This is a genomic window from Mesorhizobium mediterraneum, assembly GCF_002284565.1.
GTDB lineage: Bacteria > Pseudomonadota > Alphaproteobacteria > Rhizobiales > Rhizobiaceae > Mesorhizobium > Mesorhizobium mediterraneum.
In genome coordinates this window covers 226700-245804 of the sequence record NZ_NPKI01000015.1, presented here as the reverse complement: position 1 = coordinate 245804, position 19105 = coordinate 226700, and the positions used below count along the sequence as shown (strand labels likewise).

General features: G+C 61.9%; 17 protein-coding genes. 13 read left to right on the top strand and 4 right to left on the bottom strand.

Annotated elements, in window-relative coordinates:
- Nucleotides 1-4: 4 nt before the first annotated feature.
- From CIT25_RS10530 to CIT25_RS37450, 6 genes are all read left to right on the top strand, one after another.
- Nucleotides 5-331: a phosphoribosyl-ATP diphosphatase gene (locus CIT25_RS10530; RefSeq protein WP_095484482.1), complete on the top strand. Its 327-nt coding sequence runs from the start codon at nt 5-7 to the stop codon at nt 329-331.
- A 24-nt stretch (nt 332-355) separates the two neighbouring features.
- On the top strand, nt 356-1315 hold the full coding sequence (gene coaA, locus CIT25_RS10525) for a type I pantothenate kinase (protein ID WP_095484481.1): 960 nt from the start codon (nt 356-358) through the stop codon (nt 1313-1315).
- Between the two features lie 77 nt (nt 1316-1392).
- On the top strand, nt 1393-2400 hold the full coding sequence (locus tag CIT25_RS10520; protein WP_095484480.1) for a glycosyltransferase family 2 protein: 1008 nt from the start codon (nt 1393-1395) through the stop codon (nt 2398-2400).
- Nucleotides 2400-3170: a class I SAM-dependent methyltransferase gene (locus CIT25_RS10515; protein WP_095484479.1), complete on the top strand. Its 771-nt coding sequence runs from the start codon at nt 2400-2402 to the stop codon at nt 3168-3170. The genes CIT25_RS10520 and CIT25_RS10515 overlap by 1 nt, the downstream gene beginning before the upstream one ends.
- A gap of 7 nt (nt 3171-3177) precedes the next feature.
- Nucleotides 3178-3576, top strand: coding sequence for a GtrA family protein (locus CIT25_RS10510; protein ID WP_095485060.1), 399 nt, complete (start codon nt 3178-3180; stop codon nt 3574-3576).
- A 76-nt stretch (nt 3577-3652) separates the two neighbouring features.
- Nucleotides 3653-5146 (top strand): hypothetical protein, encoded by a 1494-nt coding sequence (locus tag CIT25_RS37450; protein WP_245329818.1) that lies wholly within the window; start codon nt 3653-3655, stop codon nt 5144-5146.
- A 1689-nt stretch (nt 5147-6835) separates the two neighbouring features.
- Here the strand turns inward: CIT25_RS37450 and CIT25_RS10495 are convergent.
- The 4 genes from CIT25_RS10495 to CIT25_RS10480 all read right to left on the bottom strand — a co-directional run bounded on the left by CIT25_RS10495 (nt 6836) and on the right by CIT25_RS10480 (nt 10467).
- Nucleotides 6836-7453 (bottom strand): alpha-ketoglutarate-dependent dioxygenase AlkB family protein, encoded by a 618-nt coding sequence (locus CIT25_RS10495; RefSeq protein ID WP_095484477.1) that lies wholly within the window; start codon nt 7451-7453, stop codon nt 6836-6838.
- 248 nt (nt 7454-7701) lie between these two features.
- A complete protein-coding gene (lysM, locus tag CIT25_RS10490; RefSeq protein WP_095484476.1) occupies nt 7702-8175 on the bottom strand; it encodes a peptidoglycan-binding protein LysM in 474 nt (157 codons plus the stop codon).
- Between the two features lie 115 nt (nt 8176-8290).
- On the bottom strand, nt 8291-8728 hold the full coding sequence (gene arfB, locus CIT25_RS10485) for an alternative ribosome rescue aminoacyl-tRNA hydrolase ArfB (RefSeq protein WP_077374749.1): 438 nt from the start codon (nt 8726-8728) through the stop codon (nt 8291-8293).
- 128 nt (nt 8729-8856) lie between these two features.
- Nucleotides 8857-10467 carry a phosphoenolpyruvate carboxykinase gene (locus CIT25_RS10480; RefSeq protein WP_095484475.1) on the bottom strand — a complete coding sequence of 537 codons (1611 nt, stop codon included), beginning with the start codon at nt 10465-10467 and terminating at the stop codon, nt 8857-8859.
- Nucleotides 10468-10809: 342 nt separating this feature from the next.
- Here CIT25_RS10480 and CIT25_RS10475 point away from each other — a divergent pair, with 342 nt between their 5' ends.
- From CIT25_RS10475 to CIT25_RS10445, 7 genes are all read left to right on the top strand, one after another.
- The gene (locus CIT25_RS10475; RefSeq protein WP_023796909.1) at nt 10810-11511 is read left to right on the top strand and encodes a response regulator transcription factor; all 702 of its coding nucleotides are present in this window, start codon (nt 10810-10812) and stop codon (nt 11509-11511) included.
- 144 nt (nt 11512-11655) lie between these two features.
- On the top strand, nt 11656-13437 hold the full coding sequence (locus CIT25_RS10470) for a sensor histidine kinase (protein WP_095484474.1): 1782 nt from the start codon (nt 11656-11658) through the stop codon (nt 13435-13437).
- Between the two features lie 3 nt (nt 13438-13440).
- Nucleotides 13441-13887 carry an HPr kinase/phosphorylase gene (locus CIT25_RS10465; RefSeq protein ID WP_095484473.1) on the top strand — a complete coding sequence of 149 codons (447 nt, stop codon included), beginning with the start codon at nt 13441-13443 and terminating at the stop codon, nt 13885-13887.
- 163 nt (nt 13888-14050) lie between these two features.
- Nucleotides 14051-14452, top strand: a complete 402-nt coding sequence (locus tag CIT25_RS10460; RefSeq protein ID WP_029347440.1) for a PTS sugar transporter subunit IIA — start codon at nt 14051-14053, stop codon at nt 14450-14452.
- Entirely contained in the window at nt 14449-14745 is a 297-nt protein-coding gene (locus tag CIT25_RS10455) for an HPr family phosphocarrier protein (protein WP_095484472.1), read from the top strand. The genes CIT25_RS10460 and CIT25_RS10455 overlap by 4 nt, the downstream gene beginning before the upstream one ends.
- A 206-nt stretch (nt 14746-14951) precedes the next feature.
- Entirely contained in the window at nt 14952-16352 is a 1401-nt protein-coding gene (ahcY, locus tag CIT25_RS10450) for an adenosylhomocysteinase (RefSeq protein WP_095484471.1), read from the top strand.
- A gap of 188 nt (nt 16353-16540) precedes the next feature.
- Entirely contained in the window at nt 16541-19105 is a 2565-nt protein-coding gene (locus CIT25_RS10445) for a sensor histidine kinase (RefSeq protein WP_095484470.1), read from the top strand.

Here is a 19105-nt window from a genome sequence, read left to right as displayed (position 1 = left end):
CGCCATGGCTGAGTTTTCGCTCTCCGATCTGGAGATAATCATCAGGGAACGCGCGCATTCCGGCGATGCGGATTCATGGACGGCAAAACTGTTCGCGCGCGGCATCGACAAGGCGGCGCAGAAGTTCGGCGAAGAGGCGGTCGAAACAGTGATCGCGGCCGTTGGCGGTGACAGACAAGCGCTCGTTTCGGAAAGCGCCGATCTCATCTATCATTGGCTCGTCGTTCTAGGCGTCGCCGGCGTTCCGCTTGCCGATATCCTGACCGAACTCGAGCGCCGCACCAGTCGTTCGGGCATCGCCGAAAAGGCGTCTCGGCAGGACCGGGGCTGATCGCTGCGGAGGGTAGGAAACTCGATGGACCAGCTCGCCCCCACCGAGAAATATTCGCCCTTTCGTTTTTTCTCGGCGGAGCAATGGTCGCAGTTCCGTGCCGACACGCCGATGACGCTCGGCGCGGACGAGATCCGTCGTCTGCGCTCACTCAACGACCCGGTCGACCTCGAAGAGGTCAAGCGCATCTATCTTTCGCTGTCGCGGCTTTTGTCGGCCCATGTCGAGGCGAGCCAACTGCTGTTCAGGCAGCGCCAGGCCTTCTTCAACGCGGTGGATATCGTCAAAACGCCGTTCATCATCGGCATTGCCGGCTCTGTCGCGGTCGGCAAATCGACCACGGCGCGCGTGCTCAAGGAATTGCTGGCGCGCTGGCCCTCGAGCCCCAAAGTCGATCTGATCACCACCGACGGCTTCCTGCTTCCCAACGAAATCCTGCGCCGCAACAACCTGATGGAACGCAAGGGCTTTCCCGACAGCTATGACGTCGGCGCCCTGCTGCGTTTCCTGTCGGGCATCAAATCGGCGCAGCGCAATGTCCGCGCGCCTGTTTATTCGCACCTGACTTACGACGTCATTCCCGGTGAGTTCCAGACCATCGACCGGCCGGACATATTGATCTTCGAAGGCATCAACGTGCTTCAGCCCGGCAAGCTGCCGAAGGACGGCAAGATCGTGCCTTTCCTGTCGGATTTCTTCGATTTCGCCATCTATATCGATGCCGAAGAGGAGCTGATCCATCACTGGTACATCGCCCGCTTCATGCGGCTGCGCGAGACCGCCTTCCGCAACCCGGACTCCTTCTTCCACCGCTATTCGCAACTTTCGCAAGCAGCGGCCCGCGCCATCGCCGAAGGCTTGTGGGCCAACATCAACCTGAAGAATTTGCGCGAGAACATCCTGCCGACGCGAGCCCGCGCCGATCTCATCCTGCGCAAGGGCGCCAATCATCTGGTCGAGGAAGTGGCGCTCAGGAAGCTGTGAAATTCCGAGCCATTCCTTAAAGTCATCTTAACCCAGCCTTTCTATTGTCGAGCCTGATCTGCGGGCTCCGGCAAACAATGAACGCGCCATTCCTTCATATTGATCGACCGGCAGCTGACCGCGTCGCACATCCGGGGAGCGGGACCGCCACGATTGCGCTGATCGTGCCGGTGCACAATGAGGAAGGCGCGATCGCGCCATTTCTGAAGGCTGTATGCGAAAGCATCGATCCGCTGCAGGAACATGGCGTTACCTTCGATCTCATCTTCGTCAATGACGGCAGCAGCGATGCGACGCTCGAACGGCTGATCGAAGCCCGGCAAGCCGATCCGCGTATTCGGGTGATCGACCTTTCACGCAATTTCGGCAAGGAGGCCGCGATGACCGCCGGTCTCGACAGCTGCGATGCCGATGCCGCAATTCCCATCGATGTCGACCTGCAGGACCCGCCGCATGTCATTCCGCTGCTTGTCGAAAAATGGCGCGAGGGTTTCGAGGTCGTTCTGGCCAAGCGAGCCAATCGGTCGAGCGACAGTTTTCTAAAGCAGCGCTCCGCCTCGACGTTTTACCGCGTTCACAACTGGATCGCGCAGCAGAAGATCCCGCACGATGTCGGCGACTTCAGGTTGATCGATCGTCAGGTCATCGAAGCGCTGCGCTCCTTGCCCGAACGCCGTCGTTTCATGAAGGGCCTGTTCGCCTGGGTGGGCTTCCGCACTGCGACCGTCGAATATGTCCGCGATCGGCGCATCGCCGGCCAGTCGAAATTCTCCGGCTGGAGGCTGTGGAACTTCGCGCTCGAAGGTATCACCAGCTTCTCCACCGCGCCGCTTGAAATCTGGACCTATGTCGGCGCGACGATCTCGGCATTGTCGTTTCTCTACGGCCTGCTGATCGTCGCCAAGACGATGATCTTTGGCGCGGACGTGCCAGGCTACGCTTCGCTGCTGGTCAGTGTTCTTTTCCTTGGCGGCATCCAATTGCTCGGCATCGGCATCATCGGACAGTACCTCGGCAGGGTCTACGCCGAGATCAAGCAGCGTCCGATCTACATCGTGCGTCGCAAATATGAGGGGATGAACTGATGGAGCTCGACGCCTACCGACAGATGGCCGCCACCGAAGACGAGCATTGGTGGTTCTGTGGGCGGCGTGCCATCGCGGAGGCGGTCATTCGCCACCTCGACCTGCCCGCAAAGGCGCGCATCGTCGAGATCGGCGCCGGCACCGGTGGCAACATCCAGATGCTGGAGCAGTTCGGCGCGGTGACGGCGGTGGAAATGAGCGATCTCGCGCGCGAGATCGCCGGGGAAAAGACCGGCCGCGACTTTCTTGCTGGCCATCTGCCGGACAATATTCCTGTCGCGCCGCAAAGTTGTGACCTCATCTGCCTGTTCGACGTGCTGGAGCATGTCGCGGAGGACGAAGCATCGCTGGCCGCAATCCGCCAAATGCTGAAACCAGGTGGCCGCGTCATCCTTACGGTGCCTGCACATCAATGGCTGTGGAGCACCCACGACGTGGGGCTGCATCACATGCGGCGCTATTCCCGCAATCTGCTGCGTGAGCGCATTGAAAAGGCCGGCTTCACGATCGACCGGCTGAGCTACACCAATGCCGCGCTGTTTCCCGCAGCTGTGTTGGCACGATTGCTGGACAGGCTGCGCCGACCGGCCAGGCCAGCGGGCCACGCGACGCCGCCGAAGCCGGTCAATGCGGCGATGAAGGCTGTGTTTTCGGCGGAGGGCCGTATCGTGCCAAACGCAAGCCTGCCGTTTGGTGTCTCGCTGCTGGCCGTGTTTCGTAGGGATGGCGCCGTCGACACCGGCCGCCTCGACGAGAAACTGGCGGCCTGACCGCGCCATGTCGGCTACTGGCTCGTATCGTCGCCTGTCGCGCTTTGCCCTGATCGGGATTGCATCGACGCTGATCTATGCCGTTTGCGCTTTCCTGCTGTCGCGTGGACAGGCAACGGCTGGCCTGCCGGCAGCACTCACATCCTTTGCGGCTTATGCCATCGCCGCGCTGTTCTCTTATACCGGGCATAAATATTTCACATTCATCTCTGGCGGCAGCCACGCAATGGAACTGCCTCGCTTCCTCCTGCTCACCGCTTCGGGCCTCGCTATCGCGGTCGCTCTGCCGGGGTTTTTGACCCAGATGCTCGGCGTCCCTGCTTCAGTCCCGATCCTGCTTACCTGCATTGCCGTGCCGGTCATCAACTATGTCGTCCTCGGGCGCTGGGTGTTTCGTGGTCTCTAGCGCGCGATCCCTCGGTGAACCGCTGCCTACCATAGGCCGTTTCTCGCGGTTTGTCGGCGGCGCAGGTGCTGCTCCGTTGTTGCTGGCCGGCGTGGTCGTGGCGTATGCTGCCTGGTTATCGACGGTTGTGACGCCGACCAATGTCGATGTGTCATGGCTCCTGGTTGCGTGTGATCGGTTGCTCGGCGGAGAGCGACTGAACACCGACATCATAGAGACCAATCCGCCTTTCTCGATCTTTCTCTACATGCCGTTTATGCTCTTGGAAAAGCTTAGCGGCATACGCGCCGAAGTCTGGCTGACGCTCGGTGTCGTCTGCCTGAGCTTGGCCAGCCTGGTTGTTTCCGCCCGCATTCTCGCCCGCGTCGACCCGATTTACCGACAGCCTAACGCTCTCTTGGCAGCTCCGGTCGCGCTGTTCATGGTCCTGTGTTTCCTGCCGGACCAATTCGGCCAGCGCGAGCATTTCGCGCTGATTGCCATTCTGCCCTGGTTGGCATTGCAGTGCGCACGCCAGCGAACGCCGGACTTCGTCGCAGGCTCGACCGTGGAGCGCGTTCTGGCGGGGCTGGGCGCGGCCACCGTTATCATGCTCAAACCGCCGCATTTTGCCCTGGCCTTCCTGCTGCCCTCGCTGTGCCTTGCGCTCCATCGACGGTCTCTAAAGCCGTTCTTCGCCGTGGAAAATCTTCTCGGCGCTGCGGTCATCGTCATCTATGTGGCTTCCATTGCGATCTTCGACCGCGCCTATTTCAGCGAAATACTGCCCTTCGTCAGGGAGGTGTATCTGCCGCTGAGAGCTTCGGTCGTCGAGATGATGGCAAACTGGCCGAAGATAGTGCTGCTTCTGGCCGCGGCCGTCCTGCTGGCAGCGGGCGACATCAGGCGATTGCATTGGGACGTCCGGATTCCGCTCTTGGCCGCTCTCGGGTTCATCCCCGCCTTCGTCGTCATGGGCAAGGGTTGGCCCAATCACGCGCTGCCGATGGTGGTTGTGGCGGTACTTGCATTCGCTGTCCAGCTTCCGCGGTTCGGTGAGTTCCGCGCTGCAGGCTTCGTTCGCAAAGCCGGCCTTGTCTTCGGCTGCGTGTTGGTGCTGCAAATAACGATTAGAGCACAATACGCTGCGCTGACTGCGGACAACGAGCCGATGGAGCGGTCCGCCGCCACAATCAGCGCCACGATCGAAAACCCGACGATCATGTCGATCGCGGATCGGATGCAGGTGGGCCATCCTCTCACCAGGCTGGTCGGCGGCAGGTTCATGTCGCGTCACCCGGGCGCCTGGGCGGTGTTCAATGCGGAAATACTTGCTCGCAAGGCCGATGAATACGGACAGAAACGGAAATTTGAAGGGATCCGCGATCGGGTGATCGGCGAATACGCCGCCGAGATATCAGCGGAGAAGCCCGATATCGTGCTGTCAGGCTCCCCCTCGTGGACTGCCTTGATGCTGCAGGACGAGCGGGTCGCGGCTGCCTTGAGCGACTATCACGTGCTGCACGCCGAGCCGGAGATCACCGTCTTTCTGCGCGGCGGCGCGCGCCAATTGACGCCCGTTTCGAACTAGTTCCGTCCGGCCGATTGGCTGATCGAGGGAGAGGCTACAGAGAACATGGTAAGGGCTATCCAATCGTTTTATCGGAGAGCACATATGTCAACGTTCCGGGGCAGGACAGCACCGTGAGCGTCGCGAACGAGACTGGCGGCTGGGGCCGGTGGGGCAGTCGGGATTTTGCGGCGTCGCTGCATCCTGGCCGCAATGTCCTTGCGATTGCTGCGCTCACAGTCTTGTCGATCGCCTGTCAGGTGCGCTGGGGAACTATTCCGGATACGAGTTGGCTGATCACCGTCTGCGAGCGGATACTCTCTGGTGAGCGGCTCTACACGCAAATCTACGAGACCAACCCTCCATTCAGCGTATGGCTCTATCTGCCGCCAGTGGCTGCGGCCAGGTTGCTGGGAATCGCCCCGGAAGTCCTGGTTCAGGCCTGGACCTATCTTGCCGCACTTGTCGGACTTTCGTTCTCGGGCGTGATCGTCAAGCGTGCGGGTTTCGCCGAAGCAGCATCACTATTTGCATTGGCGCCAGCTTTCTACGCAATGCTGGTGGTCTTTCCCGGCAACGCCTTCAGCGAGCGAGAGCATATCGGCATAGCGCTTTTCATGCCGCTGCTCGCACTTCATGCCTGGCGCGCGCGCCGAGATGCAACGGCGCAACCAGGCTTGGGTCTTGCAGCCCTTGCCGGCCTGTCGGGCAGTGTTCTGTTGCTGATCAAGCCCTACTACGCGATCATGGTGTTGGCGCCGGCACTGCTCGTCGCAGCACGCCAATGCAGTCTGAAATCGGTTTTCGCTCCGGAGCACTGGGTCATAGGCGGCGTCTGCATCGCTTATTTCGGCGCGGTCACATTGATCCATCCGGAATTCCTGCGCGACGTTTATCCCCTGATGGCGGATGTTTATGCAAAGGTCAGCGTCTTTCTGCCGATTGTGATCGTCTACGGTTTTACGTGGGGCTTTCTCGTATTCCTGACGTGGTGGCTGTGGCCGGCCGGGCGATTTCCGGAGCTGGCGGCGGTAGCAATGACCGCGTCGGTCGCCGGCATGTTCCCGCTGTTCTACCAGGCGAAAGGCTGGGCCTATCATGCCTATCCCGCCATCTTTTGCGCCGTGGCAGCCATTCTCTGCCTGCTGGCATTGCCCAGGATCGAGCAGCAGCAGCCAAGGCTGTTGTCATTTGTGACGGCACCTTCGCGAGCTTGGGCGCTGGCGGGGGTGGCGATCGCTTTCTTGCCGTACTGGAGCACTCAGAAGCCAGACCCCGCGCTGGTTGCCGCCATTCGCGCCGCGACCGATCGGCCGACCGTCGCGTTGGTCAGCCCGGACATTTCCTCTGGACATCCGCTGAACCGCATGATCGACGGGCAGTTCGTTTCGACCCATGTCAGCGATTGGCTTGGAGCGTTCTCGCTCCGCCTGTCCCAGCAGGCGGTCCTCTCCGGTGACACCGCCGAGGCGACACGTTACCAAGCCATCATGGTGCGCTACGCCGAAAGCAAGCGCGAAGAATTTGAGCGCCTGCGCGCGGATGTCATCATCTTCAAGAAAAACAACACCAACTGGACAAGCCAACTGACCGAGCGTTTTGGCTTTGACGCGATCCTGGCCCGTTACCACGTGCTCGCCGAAGACGGTGCCCTGCGCATCTATCTACGCGATGACTATGTCCGCCCCGGCCCGTTGACGGTCGGGCGCCTCACGTCGGCGTCGTCACCCGCCTCAGCGTCAGATTGATCCGTCCGCCATTCCTGAGCAACGCCGAGGTCGAGGGATAGATGCGGTCGACGCCGTGAAAAGAGAGGCGGCCTTCGCCGCCAAGCACGACGACGTCGCCGCTTTTCAGCCTGAACGATTTTGTGCCGCCTTCGCGCGTGCTTTGGCCGACCCTGAACAGGCAATCGTCGCCCAGTGAGACCGACACGACCGGCGCGGCGAAATCCTCCTCGTCGCGGTCCTGGTGAAGGCCCATCTTCGCGTCCGGCGAATAGAAATTGACCAAACAAGCCTCCGGCGGATGCGGATAGGCAGACACGTCCCGCCACAACTCGAGCAGCACGTCCGGGATTGGCGGCCAGGGCGTTCCGGTCACCGGGTGCGTCGGCTGGTAGCGATAGCCGTGCTCCTTGTCGGTGACCCAGCCGAGCGGGCCGCAATTGGTCATGCGCACGCTCATCTCCTTGCCGGTGCGCGGCATGGCCGGCACGAACAGGGGAGCCTCCTGGACGACCCGTCTCACATCCTCGACCAGCGCTTCCTGCACCGCACGGGACAGGTAGCCGGGCATGTGGCGGACACCTTTGGGCAGAACGAGCATCAGCTTGGTCGCTCCATTAGGTTCATCTGGCGGATAATGCCACCAACAAACAAGAACGGCGACCCGAAAGCCGCCGTTCTTCTCTTGTCGCGATTGCACCGGGCTTAGAGACTGTTTCGAAATTCGCTCTGGCGAGTCATATGGTGGTGGTTTCGAGAACCGGAGCGGAGCGTACTTAAGCACGTGAGCACCGGAAGCGCAGAAAACGCTATCAGATAGCCGCCGGAGTAGAGTTTCCAAACAGTCTCTTAGTCGAGGTCCGGTATGCGCAGGACTTGCCCCGGATAGATCTTGTCCGGGTGGGTCAGCATCGGCTTGTTGGCCTCGAAAATGATCGGGTTCTTCGCACCCTTGCCCTTGCCGTAGCTCTTTTCGGCGATCTTCCAGAGGTTGTCGCCTTTCTTGACCGTGTAGAAGGTCGGTTCCTTGGCCGCGGTAGCGGGCGTGCCGGACTCGGGTGCGGCGACCTGCAATTCGTCTGCCTGCACCTTGGAGACGCCGAGCGTGTTGCCGACGGCGATGACAGCCTTTTCGAAGATCGATTGATCCTTGACCACGCCTTTCAGGACGGCCGTATCGCCTTTGACGACGACTTCCACATTGTCGGTGCCGAGCGCGTGCGAATCGAGCTCCTTCTTGAGCGTATCGGCGGTCGGCTCCGGCTCATCGTCGCCGAAGCCGAGCTTCTTGCCGACGCCCTTGACGAAATCAAACATGCCCATCTGTGGTCTCCCTTGCTGTGGCGAATACAGAACTTGCCATCTGCAACCTTGAATTGGAAGCCGTCTCGACCGCGGGATCGATGTCGCGCCTGCCACATCGTGGACGCACGTCGCTCTAATCGTCGTCCACCCGGCCGCGCAGTTTCTTGATTGTGCCGCGCCCAGCTTTAGTCTTCAGCCGCCTTTCTACCGCGCCTTTCGACGGCCTCGTCTTCTTGCGCGGCGGCGGCGGCGGTTCGGCGGCCTTGGCGACCAGTTCCGCAAGCCGCGCGCGGGCGTCAGCCCGGTTCTGCTCTTGCGTGCGGAAGCGTCCGGCCTCGATGACGATGACGCCGTCCTTGGTGGCCCGTTGGCCAGCCAGCTTTATGGTTCGCTCGCGGACGCGCTCCGACAGGCCCGGCGCATTCGCCGCATCGAAGCGCAATTGCACCGCCGTCGCCACCTTGTTGACGTTCTGGCCGCCAGGGCCGGACGAGCGGATGAAGTCCTCATGCAGGTCATCCGGATGGATCACCGCATCGTCGGCAATGATGATCTTGTCGTCGGCGTTCATGCCGCAGTCATGGCGCGGCAAGCGAAAAAAGAAAAGGCCCGATCCCCGGGGTCGGGCGTTCCCGTTCCCCGGGTCGGGCCTCCCGGATCCCGGTCCGGGCCTTGAGGTGCAGGATATCCGCCCGGCGATTATTCCGCGGCTTCGCGCATGCGCGGGGCGGCGCCGAGCACAATGGCGTCGACATGAGGTTCGAATTTTTCGAAATTGATGGCGAACATGCCGACCAGCCTCGCCGCCTGCAGGTCATAGGCTGATGTGTCGGCCCAGGTCGATCTCGGATCGAGAATGGCGCGGTCGACGCCAGCGACCGCCACCGGCACATCGAAACCAAAATTGGCGTCGGTGCGGAAATCGGCCCCGTTCAGCGAGCCGTCGAGTGCCGCGGCAAGCAGCGCGCGCGTCGCCTTGATCGGCATCCGCTTGCCGGTGCCATAAGCGCCGCCGGTCCAGCCGGTGTTGACCAGCCAGCAATCGACACCGTGATGGGCGATCAGCTCGCGCAGCAGATTGCCGTATTCCGACGGATGGCGCGGCATGAACGGTGCGCCGAAACAGGTCGAAAACGTCGCTTCGGGTTCAGTGACGCCCTTTTCGGTCCCTGCCACCTTGGCGGTATAGCCGGAGAGGAAATGATACATCGCCTGCGCCGGAGTGAGCCGGGCGATCGGCGGCATCACGCCGAATGCGTCGGCGGTCAGCATGATGATGTTTTTCGGGTGACCGGCGCGGCCCGTCTTGCTGGCGTTGGGGATGAAGTCGAGCGGATAGGCGCAGCGCGTGTTTTCGGTGAGACTGCCGTCGTCGAAATCCGGCACACGGTCCGCGTCGAGCACCACATTCTCCAGCACCGTGCCGAAGCGCTGCGTGGTGGCGAAGATCTCCGGCTCGGCTTCGGCCGAAAGCTTTATCGTCTTGGCATAGCAGCCGCCTTCGAAATTGAAGATGCCATCCGGACCCCAGCCGTGCTCGTCGTCGCCGACCAGCGTGCGCGACGGGTCGGCCGACAGCGTCGTCTTGCCGGTTCCCGAAAGGCCGAAGAAGATGGCCGCGTCTCCGCCAGCGCCTTCATTGGCCGAGCAATGCATCGGCATCACACCCTTCGCCGGCAACAGATAGTTGAGCACGGTGAACACCGATTTCTTCATTTCGCCGGCATAGGAGGTGCCACCGATCAGCACGATCATGCGCGAGAGATCGACGGCGATCACCGTTTCGGTGCGGGTGCCGTGGCGGACGGGATCGGCGCGGAACGACGGCAGGTCGATGATCGTCATGTCAGGCACGAAATGCTCAAGCTCGGCGGCTTCCGGACGAATGAGCAGATTGCGGATGAACAAGGAGTGCCAGGCAAGCTCCGTGACGACCCTGGTCGTCAGCTTCAAGTCCTCGTCGGCGCCGCCGACCAGATCCTGCACATAAAGATCCTTGTCCGCAGCATGGGCGCGAAAATCGGCGAGCAGCATGTCGAACTGTGACGGCGAAATCGCCTTGTTGTTGTCCCACCACACATGCGGCCCGGTGGTCTCGTCGCGCACGATGAATTTGTCCTTGGGCGAGCGGCCGGTGTGCTGCCCGGTTTCGGCGACGAGCGCGCCATGCGCGGTTATCCGGGCCTCGCCGCGGCGGATCGCTTCCTCGTAAAGGGCCGCCACGCCGAAATTATAGCGCACCGCGCCCGTGGTTTTCAGGCCGATCCGATCGATCGCCCATGCGGGATTGCGTTTGCCGGCTTCCGACATGAGGGTTCCTTCTTCGATTTGAGCATCCTGGCCGGCGAATTTCCGGAGCCCCCACGACGGAGACTGTAAGCGTCAGAACCAGAAAAGCCAAATGATATCAAATAATTAATCGATTTAAATATTTTGAAAGTTGTTTAAATCGTTTATATATGCAAAAAATCAGGCGGTTGCCCAAAGGATTGGCGGTCTTTATCAGTCCAATCCATATCGAGGTGAGATTGTGGCCGCCGGCATGCCGCTCGTGACAGCGGACTGAGCCTGTGCCACATTTTGTACCTAATTTGTCCTGCAAAAGCCCCTTCTCGACCAAAGAAGGGACAGCTCATGAGGGAGCCACTTGAAATGGCAACAATCGCGCTTGTCGACGACGATCGCAACATTCTGACTTCGGTGTCGATCGCCCTCGAATCGGAGGGGTATCGCGTCGAAACCTACACGGATGGGGCATCGGCGCTGGAAGGCCTGGCGGCGCGTCCGCCGAATCTCGCCATCCTCGACATCAAGATGCCGCGCATGGACGGCATGGAGCTTCTGCGCCGGATGCGCCAGAAATCCGACCTGCCGGTGATCTTCCTGACGTCCAAGGACGACGAGATCGACGAGCTTTTCGGCCTCAAGATGGGCGCCGACGACTTCATCCGCAAACCCTTCTCGCAGCGTCTTCTGGTCGAGCGGGTTCGGGCCGTGCTGCGCCGCGCCAGCGCCCGCGAGGCGTCGGCCAAGACGCCCAACCAGCAGGCACGTTCGCTCGAGCGCGGCCAGCTTGTCATGGACCAGGAGCGCCACACCTGCACCTGGAAGGGCGAGCCGGTGACGCTTACCGTCACCGAGTTCCTGATCCTGCATTCTCTGGCCCAGCGTCCCGGTGTGGTAAAAAGCCGTGATGCGCTTATGGATTCGGCCTATGATGAGCAGGTCTATGTCGATGACCGCACCATCGACAGTCACATCAAGCGGCTTCGCAAGAAGTTCAAGGCCGTCGATGATGACTTCGAGATGATCGAAACCCTTTACGGAGTCGGATACCGGTTCCGCGAAGCATGAATTGATGCATGTCGCCCAAAAGTGGTCCCGGTTTTGGGGACAACGACATGCATCGAAAACGTTATTGCATGTCGTCCAAAAGTGGTCCCGGTTTTGGGACAACGACATGCTCAAAACTAAAGACCGAGCGGGGGCTGCTATTCGATGGCAGTGGACGTAGAGCGAGTGAGACGGACGGGCGGCCGGCGCCCGTCGCGGATTCTGCCCGCATTCCTGTCGAGGATCACGGTGCCGATGCGCCGCTTCCTCGGCCACCATATCTTTTCCAGCCTGACGCGGCGCATTCTCTTCCTCAACCTCGCCGGCCTGGCCGTCCTGGTCACCGGCATTCTCTACCTCAACACGTTTCGCGACGGGCTGATCGATGCCCGCGTCGAGAGCCTGATGACCCAGGGCGAGATCATCGCCGGCGCGATCGCAGCATCGGCGACGGTCGAGACCGATTCGATCAGCATCGATCCGGAAAAACTGCTGGAACTGCAGGCCGGCGAAAGCCTGGGTCCCGGCTCCGATCAGCTCGACAATCTGGATTTCCCGATCAATCCGGAGCGCGTCGCGCCGGTGCTCAGGCGCTTGATTTCGCCGACGCGGACGCGTGCCCGCATCTATGACCGCGACGCCAACCTGCTGCTCGATTCCCGCCATCTCTATTCGCGCGGCCAGATCCTTCGCTACGACCTGCCGCCGGTCTCCGCGGAAGAGCCCGACCTTCTGGAGCGTATCCAGAAATTCGTCTTCGATTTCTTCCGCAACACCGCGCTGCCGCTCTATCATGAGCAGCCGGGCGGCAATGGCGCTGCATTTCCGGAGGTGGTCAAGGCGCTTACCGGCAGCCCGTCGACCATCGTGCGGATCTCGGAACAGGGCGAGCAGATTGTTTCGGTCGCCGTGCCGATCCAGCGCTTCCGCGCCGTTCTCGGCGTATTGATGCTGTCGACGGAAGGCGGCGACATCGACAGGATCGTCGCGGCCGAGCGCAAGGCGATCCTGCGCGTCTTCGGCATTGCCGCCCTTGTCACCGCCATCCTGTCGATGCTGCTCGCCTCGACCATCGCCAACCCGCTGCGCCGGCTGTCGGCGGCGGCGGTCAGGGTGCGGCGCGGCGTCAAGAACCGCGAGGAAATCCCTGATTTCTCCGACCGGCAGGACGAGATCGGCAATCTGTCGATCGCCGTGCGCGACATGACCAATGCGCTCTATGCCCGCATTGAGGCGATCGAAAGTTTCGCGGCTGACGTCTCGCACGAGTTGAAGAACCCCCTGACCTCGCTGCGCAGCGCAGTGGAGACCCTGCCGCTGGCCAAGAACGACACGTCGCGCAGCCGGCTGATGGATATCATCCAGCACGACGTCAGGCGGCTGGACCGTCTCATCACCGACATTTCCGATGCCTCCCGTCTTGACGCCGAACTCGCGCGGGAAGACGCAGGAACCGTGGATCTCAAGAAGTTCATCACGGATCTGGTCGACGTTTCACGCACGGCCACGCGCAACAAAAAGACGGTCGAGATCGAGTTCAAGGTCGCCAAGCCGCCGCAGGGCGTCAAGGGCTACTTCGTCGCCGGCCACGATCTGAGGATCGGCCAGGTCATCACCAATCTGATCGAGAATGCCCGCTCCTTCGTTCCTGAAGAGCGCGGCCACATCACTATCTCGCTGGCGCGCGCCGGCAAGGTCAACATCATCACCATCGACGACAATGGTCCCGGTATAAGAGCCGACAACATCGACCGCATCTTCGAACGCTTCTACACCGACCGGCCGGCCGGCGAGGCGTTCGGCCAGAATTCAGGGCTTGGCCTGTCGATCAGCAGGCAGATCGTCGAAGCCCATGGCGGCACGCTGACCGCCGAGAACATCCCGGGCACCAAACCCGGCGAAATCAAGGGCGCGCGCTTCGTCGTGACACTGCCGGCCGAAGGCTGATCTATGCGCGCTGAAAACATTCATGGAACGGCGCTGCTGATCGGCGAGCGCGGCGTCCTCATCACCGGACCGTCCGGCGCCGGCAAGACGACGCTGGCGCTGACGCTCCTGGATCATTGCCGCGCGCGCGGGCTGTTTTCGCGGCTTATCGGCGATGACAGGCTGCTCGCCGTGGCCCACGCCGGGCGGCTGGTCTGTCGCGTGCCGGCGACCATCGCCGGTCTCGCCGAAGTGCCTGGGTTCATGCCGCGCCCGCTGCCCTTCGAGCCGGGTGGAGTGATCGACCTGCATGTCCGGCTGGTGCCGAAGGCAGAAATGGCCCGTTTCCAGGAGGAAATCAGCGAACCGGTGGCAGGCTGTCCGGTGCCGCGTATCGACCTTGCCGAGCGCAACGCCGCCACGGCCTTGCCGGCGGTGATGGCACGGCTCTCCATCGCGCCTTTTCTATGATCCGGTTCCGGTTTTTTGCTGCAATGCGTCAAAATGGCCTAGGCCTATGCAATTTTGGGCTTGTCAACGCGTCTCGCGTCGACAAGATAGCGCTCCCGCCGCCTGGAATGGCCGGCGAGTATGAAACGCCTTATGAAGCGGCGATGACGGGAGCCACCAAAGAATGATCGGACTCGTGCTTGTAACGCACGGTCAACTGGCCGCCGAATTCCGCCATGCCGTGGAACATGTCGTCGGGCCACAAGACAGTTTCGAGACCGTGGCGATCGGCGCCGATGACGATATGGAGCAGCGCCGCAGCGACATCGTCGACGCCGTTGCCCGTGTCGACACGGGGGCGGGCGTCATCGTTTTGACAGACATGTTCGGCGGCACGCCCTCCAATCTCGCCATTTCGGTGATGGAATCCGGTCGTACCGAGGTCATTGCCGGTATGAACCTGCCGATGCTGATCAAGCTGTCCAGCATTCGCAAGGGCGACAATATGAGCGCAGCGCTGGACGAGGCGCAGGCAGCCGGCCGCAAATACATCAATGTCGCCAGCCAGCTTTTGAGCAGCAAATGAACGCGCTGTCGGCCAAGAAGGATGACATCGTCCGGGAGTTTCCAATCGTCAACCAGCGTGGCCTGCATGCCCGCGCCTCGGCGAAGTTCGTTCAGGTTGCCAGCGGCTTCGACGCCTCCGTCCATGTCGAGAAGGACGGCGTCAAGGTCGGCGGCACCTCGATCATGGGTTTGATGATGCTGGCGGCGAGCCCCGGCTATTCGATTCGCGTCACCGCCAGCGGCCCGGAGGCCGAGCAGGTCATCGATGCACTGGAGAAACTGATCGCCTCCCGCTTCGGCGAAGAATCCTGACGCCTGGAGCGCCGCGCGTCCTTTGGACTCGAATTTGCGCATCGTGCTTTCCGAAAATCGCTTCCGAAGACATGCACGGATAAAGATTTCTTTATATCCCATTGTCGTCCGACCGGCGATCTGCTAGTCAGGCCGGCAACTCGCGCCCTTCGAAACGCCTTTGGCGCGGGCGCATCCCGAAGACAATTCTTGATCGGAGCACTGCCATGACGGGTAGCAAAGACTATGTGGTCGCCGACATCTCTCTTGCCGGCTGGGGCCGCAAGGAGATCGAGATCGCCGAAACCGAAATGCCGGGTCTGATGGCCTGCCGCGAGGAATTCGGCAAGGCGCAGCCGCTCAAGGGCGCGCGCATCACCGGTTCGCTGCACATGACCATTCAGACGGCGGTGCTGATCGAAACGCTGAAGGTGCTCGGCGCCGATATCCGCTGGGCCTCCTGCAACATCTTCTCGACCCAGGACCATGCGGCCGCGGCCATCGCCGAGGCCGGCATTCCGGTCTTCGCCATCAAGGGCGAGACGCTCGAAGACTACTGGGTCTACACCGACAGGATCTTCCAGTGGGCCGATGGCGGCACCTCCAACATGATCCTGGATGATGGCGGCGACGCCACCATGTACATCCTGATCGGCGCGCGCGCCGAAGCCGGCGAGGATGTGCTCTCCAATCCGGGCAGCGAGGAGGAAGAGATCCTGTTTGCGCAGATCAAGAAGCGTATGGCGGCTTCGCCCGGCTTCTTCACCAAGCAGAAGGAAGCGATCCGCGGCGTCACCGAAGAGACGACGACCGGCGTCAACCGGCTCTATCAGTTGCAGAAGAAGGGCTTGCTGCCGTTCCCGGCCATCAACGTCAACGATAGCGTGACCAAGTCGAAATTCGACAACAAATACGGCTGCAAGGAATCTCTGGTCGACGGCATTCGCCGCGGCACCGACACGATGATGGCCGGCAAGGTCGCGGTCGTCTGCGGCTATGGCGACGTCGGCAAGGGCTCTTCGGCGTCGCTCAAGGGCGCCGGCGCCCGCGTCAAGGTCACCGAGGTCGATCCGATCTGCGCGTTGCAGGCGGCGATGGACGGCTTCGAAGTCGTCACGCTCGAGGATGCCGCACCGACGGCCGACATCATCATCACCACCACCGGCAACAAGGACGTCGTCACCCTCGACCACATGCGGTCGTTCAAGGACATGGTGATCGTCGGCAATATCGGTCACTTCGACAACGAGATCCAGGTGGCGTCGCTGCGCAATCTGAAGTGGACCAACATCAAGCCGCAGGTCGACATGATCACCTTCCCGGACGGCAAGCGGATGATCCTTTTGTCGGAAGGCCGCCTGCTCAATCTCGGCAATGCCACCGGCCATCCGAGCTTCGTCATGTCGGCGTCCTTCACCAACCAGGTGTTGGCGCAGATCGAGCTCTACACCAAGCCCGGCCAGTACGAGAATCAGGTCTATGTCCTGCCGAAGCATCTCGATGAAAAGGTCGCGCGCCTGCATCTCGACAAGCTTGGCGCCCGGCTTACCGAACTGTCCGGCGAACAGGCCGCCTATATCGGCGTGACCCCGCAGGGGCCGTTCAAGCCGGAACACTACCGCTATTAACCAAAGCTTAAATTACCACTAGATATTGATGCCGGGCGATTGACTTTTCGCCCGGCTTTATTTTTGCGCTGATTGATTCTTCACGCCGATTCGCGCAAGCGCTATGGTGCTGATTCGCGGGTCCGGGGACGAGGGCCGACGCACGCATCAGGGCGGTCTTGCATTCAGGCGGCGAAGAGGACCAAGACATGCCGGGGGATAACCCGCCTCGCGCGGGACAGGCCGTTTCCGGCGGCCACAACGATTCGGTGACCACGGATTCCGCTGCAACAGGCGGAAGCCTCTTATGGTGCGCTGGCGCTCGCGTCGGAAAATTGCTTGCTTCTTCCGCGCTCGCCTGCCCGCTGCTCGGTTTTGCGGCGCATGCTGAAACCGTCGCTGCGCAAAAAGCCGGGCTGTCGGTCTCCACGGTCGAGGTCATGCAGCTCGCCATGTTTGTCGGTGTCATGGGCGCGGCACTTGTCTCGGCCATCGCCCTGATCCGCGAAAGAGCGCGCACCTCGGCGCAGAATGTCGAACTCAGAGCCCGCCTGGCCGATGTCAACGCTGCGCTGCGGCGCTCCGAGGCGCTGCTCAATTTGCGCGACCAGCGTGTCATCGTATGGGCCTCGGAAAACAAGAAACCCGAGCTCGTCGGGACATTGCCGATCGAAAGCGGCACCCCGGAAGACCGCGCCGCTTTCCTCGCCTTCGGCCGTTGGCTGATGCCGCGCTCGGCGGCGGCGCTCGAGAATGCCGTGGCGGGACTGCGTGAAAAGGCGAGGCCGTTCGATCTCGTCATCGAATCGCAGGTCGGTGCGCCGCTCGAAGTGCACGGTCGCAAGAGCGCAGCACACGTGCTTGTGCGCTTCGTCTCGCTGTCTGAAACGCAGCGAAGCGAGGCCAGGCTGAAAATCGAGAACCAGCGCCTCGCCACCGACTATGACACGATGCTCGGCCTTCTCGACGCGCTCAGCATGCCGTCATGGCTGCGCACGGCCGACGGGCGGTTGAAATGGGTCAACCGCGCCTATGCCAAAGCAGTCGAAGCGGAAAATGCCGAAGCGGCCGTTCGCGACGCGAAGGAATTCCTGGGTGGCCAGGCGCGCGATGCGATCGCTGCGCAGCACAAGTCGCATCCCGTCTTCGAGCAGGCGCTTTCCACCGTCATCGAAGGCGACCGCCGCATGTTCGCTGTGACCGACTTCGCCGGCGCGGATGGTTCGGCGGGTCTTGCCTGTGACACCAGCGGCATCGAGATCATCCGTAACGAGTACGAGCGGACCGTGCGGAGCCATGCCGACACGCTCGATCAACTCAACACCGCCGTGGCGATTTTCGATACCGACGAGAAGCTGCGGTTTTTCAACCAGGCGTTCCAGAAACTATGGGGCCTCGACAGCGGCTTCCTGCACAGCGCCCCAGACAACGCCTTGTTGCTCGACCGGCTGCGCAGCGAAGGCAAGATCGCCGAGCAGCCCGAATGGCGGCGCTGGAAGGAGAGCCTGCTAGGCGCCTATCGCGCGGTCGAGTCGCAGGAACATTGGTGGCATCTGCCGGACGGCAAGACCATCCGCGTTGTCGCCAATCCGCAGCCCAAGGGCGGCGTGACCTGGGTGTTCGAGAACCTGACCGAGAAGATGGACCTCGAAAGCCGCTACCAGACCGCGGTGCGGGTCCAGGGCGAGACGCTCGACAATCTTGCCGAGGGCGTGGCCGTGTTCGGCCCGGACGGAAGGCTCAGATTGTCGAACCCGGCATTCGCAGCACTTTGGGGACTGGACGCCGACGCCGCCAAGCCCAACGTCCACGTCTCCACGATCCGCGATCTTTGCGACCGGCGCGCCGCCGACAGTCCCTGGGCCGGGTTCGTTGCCGCCATCACCGGTTTCGACGATGAGCGCCGCGACCGCCACGGCCAGACCGAGCTGAACAACGGCAACGTGCTGCGCTACGCGATGATCCCACTGCCCAACGGGCAGGTGATGATGACCTTCGTCGACGTCACCGACAGCGTCAATGTCGAGCGGGCCCTGAAGGACAAGAACGAGGCGCTGGAAAAATCCGACCAGCTCAAGAACGAGTTCGTGCAGCACGTCTCCTACGAATTGCGCTCGCCGCTGACCAACATCATCGGCTTCACCGAGCTTCTTTCGCTGCCGTCGACCGGGCCATTGAGCCAGAAGCAGCGCGAATATGTCGAGCATGTCGGCTCGTCTTCCTCGGTACTGCTCACCATCGTCAATGACATCCTCGACCTGGCGACCGTGGATGCCGGCATCATGGAGCTCGACATCTCCGAAGTTCACGTCGACCGGACCATCGCCGCCGCCGCCGAGCTTGTTGCCGACCGGCTGGAGGAGCATGCAATCAGGCTCAAGATTGACGCGGCCACCGCGCCAAAGACGTTCCACGGCGACGAAACCCGCGTCCGCCAGATCCTCTACAATCTGCTGAGCAACGCCGCGAACTACGCTCCGGAGGCGAGCACCATCACGCTCGCCTGCCGCTCGCTTGCCGAAGGCGTGGAATTCTCCGTCCACGATGACGGTCCCGGGATGCCGCCGGACCTGCTCGATTCGGTGTTCCGTCGTTTCGAGCCGCGCACCAATGGTGGCCGCCGGCGCGGCGCCGGCCTCGGCCTGTCGATCGTCAAGAGCTTTGTCGAGCTGCATGGCGGCAGCGTCCGCATCGAGACCGGCAAGGACAGGGGCACCACCGTCATTTGTGCCTTTCCCGACACGCCGTCCGGCATCCGCGCGGCGGCCGAGTAG